Origin of the sequence: Olsenella sp. CU969 (genome assembly GCF_905219715.1) — a bacterium.
GTDB classification, from domain to species: domain Bacteria; phylum Actinomycetota; class Coriobacteriia; order Coriobacteriales; family Atopobiaceae; genus Granulimonas; species Granulimonas faecalis.
Genome location: NZ_CAJMXC010000110.1, coordinates 1 through 4,054 on the forward strand (window position 1 = coordinate 1; position 4,054 = coordinate 4,054).

The following is a 4,054-nucleotide window of genomic DNA, read 5'->3' on the forward strand; positions in this document are numbered from 1 at the left end:
CTGCTGCCCTGCGCGGCCGTGGAGACCGTGGGCCTGGACCGCGAGCCGGTGCTGGCGGCGGGCGCTGCCGGCGACGGGGCGGGTGCCGGGTCGGATGGGCCGGCCGCGGGTCTCTCGGCGGAGGTCGTGGCGGCCGAGTTCGGCGACGGATGGGGGCTGCCGGCGGCGCTCGAGGGGGCCTTCGACATGGCGGTGGCCTTNGGGCTGCTGCACCATCTCACCGGCTTCCGCGGGCGCCGTGCCGTGATGGAGGGCCTGGCCCGGGCGCTGGCACCGGGCGGCGTCGCTGCGGCGTCGTGCTGGAGGTTCCTCGACGACCGGCGCCTGGCGGAGAAGGCCCGGGGGGCCACGGCCGACGCGCTGGCCCGGTGGCCGGGGCTCGCGGGGCGGCTGGGCCCGGGCGACGCGTTCCTCGGATGGCAGGGCGAGGAGGGCGTGTTCCGGTTCTGCCACGCCGTGGACGAGGCCGAGCTGGACCGCCTGGTCGCCGCCGCCACGGCCGCGGCCCCCGGCGTGCGCGAGGCGGGGCGCTTCTCGGCGGACGGTCGGTCGGGCGAGCTCAACCGCTACACGGTGCTGGCCCGCTGACAGACCGACAAACCACTCGGACACTTTTGTCCCAATGGTCGGGCACTTTTGTCTCAACATCCGGGTCCTGGAGGGGTTTCGGGCGGTACCGCGGGGTGCTGCTGCCAAACGCGCGTCAACCGTTTGGTGGTTTTTCTCCTCCTCAAACGGCAAAAACCACCAAACGGCGTGCTGTTTGGTGGCTTANATCAACTTATGCGCCAAAAAGTACCAAACGACCGAGGGTCCCGGTGCCCGGGCGCCCGCTGCATCCGCCAGGCAGTGGGCGCCCGGATGCAACGGAGCCGCGAGCGGAGCGCGGGCGGTGACGGGGGGGGTGCGCCGTTGCCTCCCTCGACTGTGGGGCCGCCCTATGCTCCGGGCCCTGTCGGACGCATGATGCCGCGGGGCGCCGCTCAGCCCGGGAACGGCCCGCGCCGCGGCTTGGGCTTGGGACGCACCNGGGCGCATACCCGGCGCCGGCCCTTGGGGCGCCACTCGGTCTTGACCGTGTGCTCCGCGGTGTCCCATGCCTGGGAGGTNTCCCAGACCTGCCGGTGGAAGGCGCGCACCTCGGGGTCGACCTTGAGCCAGAGGGGGTCCACCGGCTGCGTGAGCGCGANGTCGCCCACGGACCGNACCCGTGAGAGGGCCACGTAGAGCTGGCCGTTCTCAAAGCACACCGGGTCCAGGTTCATGGCGTCCAGCGTGAGGCCCTGGGTCTTGTGGATGGTCATGNCCCAGGCCAGCCNNAGGGGTATCTGGGTGAAGGTGCCGCGCTCCACCTCGCGGAGCTCGCCCTCGTCCTCGTCGTACTCGTAGTCCACGGCGCTCCAGCTGACGGGCTCNACGGCCACGGTGGGTCCGGAGTCCAGGCGCACCCGCACCGTTTTGGATCCCGAGAAGCCCACCACCTCGCCGCACGACCCGTTGACGAAGCGGTCCTGCGGGTCGTTCTTGCAGCACACCACGCGGGCGCCGCGCTTGAGGACCACGGTCTCGTCCACGGGGTTGCCGCACCCGAACTCGCCGCTGCGCTCGGAGCGGTACACGTGCTCCTGGCCGGTGAGGGCGGCGAGGCGCTCTTGGTTCACGCGGTCCACCACGCGGTTGGTGGCGGCCACGAAGGGCGCGCCGGGGATGGGGTCGTGGCGCGCCTGCTCCCAGATCCAGCGGCACGTGGCGCGGTCGCCCTTGCGCAGGTTGGTGAGGGCGTCGAGGAAGGCGGCGTCCTGCTGGCGGTGGCACTGGGTGAGCACGAAGGGGTGGAAGTCCCAGGAGGCCCAGGTGCGCCCCTGGAAGGCGAAGGGCCCGCGCCAGAGGAGGCCGTACTCGTCGCGCAGGGCGTCGAGGTCGTTGCCGGCGGTGACGGGCGGGAGCTGCGAGAAGTCGCCCACCACCACGAGCTGGGGCCGGGGCCGCACCTTGCGGAGAATCGCCGTGACGGCGTCGAAGACGTCGCACCGCAGCATGGAGACCTCGTCGATGACGACGACGTCCGCCTCCGAGACGGGCTCGCGCACCCTGAGGCGGCTGTCCCTGCCGAGGACCCCGATGCCCAGGTGGAAGGCCCGGTGCACGGTGGTGCCGCCGACGTTGACGGCGGCGATGCCGGTGGGGGCGCACACCACGACGTTGCGGCGGAGCTCCTTGAGGCGGCGTCGGGCCTCCTGGATCACGAATGACTTGCCGCAGCCGGCGCCGCCGGTGAGAAAGACGTTCTCGCCGGCCACGATGGCCTCGATGGCGGCCCGCTGGCACGNGTCGGCCGCGTCCGTCTCCGGTTCGTCGCGGGTGTTATCGGGCTCTGGCGCCATGGTTCCTCCGTCTCCCCTGGGCACGGCCGTTCCATCATAGCGCCAAAACGGAACAGGTGTTCTAACGACCGCGAGGTGGGCGCCCCGTGGCGGNNCCTTGGCGCCCCGGCCGATCCGGTGCGGCGAGGCGGCGCCGATGCGCGATGGCCCTGCGTCGAAAGGGGCCCGATGCGCGATGGCTCGGTGAGGCGGCTCCGATGCGTGACGGTTTCTCGTCGATGGGGCCCCGATGCGCGAAAAACGCCGGAAATCGCGCACTGGGTCCTTTTCGGGGTGTCCGGACCGCGCATCCGACATGTTTCGCGGAGTCGTCGCGCATCGGAGGCCCTTCGCCGCGCCCCGCCGGACCGGTGCGGGCCCGCGATGGACAGGGCGGCGCACCGGGATCCTCTCGGCCGTGTCTCCTCGCTCCGGAACCCGGTGGCGGCGTCGCGACGGCTGGGGAGCCGCGCCCCCCAACGCCCCCAAGCCCCTGCTCATAGCCGCATCTACCTGCGAAAACGGTCCGCAGTTTTTNCACAGCCCCTAATGAAGGGGGCACCGGGCCCCCGCCGAGAAGGANGGGGCCNACATGGCTTCCAACGGAAGGAGGGGGCGCCCTGCCCCCACGGACCCGGCTTGCTGTTCACGGATTGAACAGCTTGGCTGGGACCTGGGAGGCGTTGGCATGGACCAGGGCACGGTGCGGGGAGGATGGAGGATCTCGGAGGTCGAGCGGCTGCTCGGCCTCGGTCGCCGCGACATCCAGCGGGCCTGCTACGGGGGCCGCGGCGGCGTGGCCATCCTCGACCCCANCGACACCGCNNGGGGCAGGCGCACCTACGACGGGCACGACCTCGCGCAGCTCTTTCTCGTGGGGCAGCTGCGTCGTCGGGGGCTCAGCCTCCCGGAGGTCAAGGCGGAGTTCGAGGGCAGCCGCGCCGCCGGCCGCACGGTGGAGGACATGCTCGCCGTGCAGGTGGCGCGTCTGCGCGAGCAGGCCGAGGAGGTCGCGGGGCGGTTGCTCCAGGCCGAGGCCCTCCTCGCCGCGGTGGCCGGGCATGGCGTNGGCTGTGGACCTCTGACTNGNGCCGGGTTCGTCGGAGGCGGTGCGAAAGGCGGCGGAGGCCGCCGCTACGAGAGAAGAGACGATTGGAGAGAGCGATGAGAAGAAGCGTTGAGACACCGGTGGGGCGTCGGGCATTCCTGGGGGCCCTGTGTCTCTCGGCCCTGGGTATCGCAGGGTGCGGGCGCGGCGGCTCCCCGGCAGGCGGCGACGCCTCCGGTGGTGGGCAGCCTGCGACCTCGGCCCCTGCCGAGGAGGAGCCCAAGACCTCCTCGGACCCCCATGTGCAGTACATCAAGAACTACAAGGGCAAGAACGCGGCGTCCGTGGGCTACACCGCGCTCAACACCTTTCGCATGGACACGCTGGGCTGCGCCTACATCCGCCTCGTCTATGTGGACCCGACGGGTGTCTTCGTCGACCCGGAGAACGAGGACCAGCTCAAGGAGTATGTGGTGTTCGACCAGAACCTGCCGCAGAACACCCAGGTGGACATCGTCTTCGAGGCCGACGAGGAAGGCAAGGAATACGAGCACGTGGTCGACTGGCAGACCCATGAGCAGGTGGTGCTCGCCGTCAAGAAGGTGGGGGAGCCCGACCCCCAGCCGGTGGACATGACGCCCCT

At 71.4% G+C, this 4,054-nt stretch carries 3 protein-coding genes; 2 read left to right on the forward strand and 1 reads right to left on the reverse strand.

The window, feature by feature from the left end:
- Nucleotides 1–983: 983 nt before the first annotated feature.
- Complete coding sequence (locus JX283_RS07865) at nt 984–2,384, reverse strand: ATP-dependent RecD-like DNA helicase (protein ID WP_204830083.1); 1,401 nt, start codon at nt 2,382–2,384, stop codon at nt 984–986.
- 667 nt (nt 2,385–3,051) lie between these two features.
- On the opposite strand from JX283_RS07865, the gene JX283_RS07870 reads away from it, so the two are divergent.
- Nucleotides 3,052–3,531 carry a MerR family transcriptional regulator gene (locus tag JX283_RS07870; protein ID WP_204830084.1) on the forward strand — a complete coding sequence of 160 codons (480 nt, stop codon included), beginning with the start codon at nt 3,052–3,054 and terminating at the stop codon, nt 3,529–3,531.
- A partial coding sequence (locus tag JX283_RS07875; RefSeq protein WP_204830085.1) for a hypothetical protein occupies nt 3,528–4,054 on the forward strand: 527 nt, incomplete at its 3' end. The genes JX283_RS07870 and JX283_RS07875, both read left to right, overlap by 4 nt.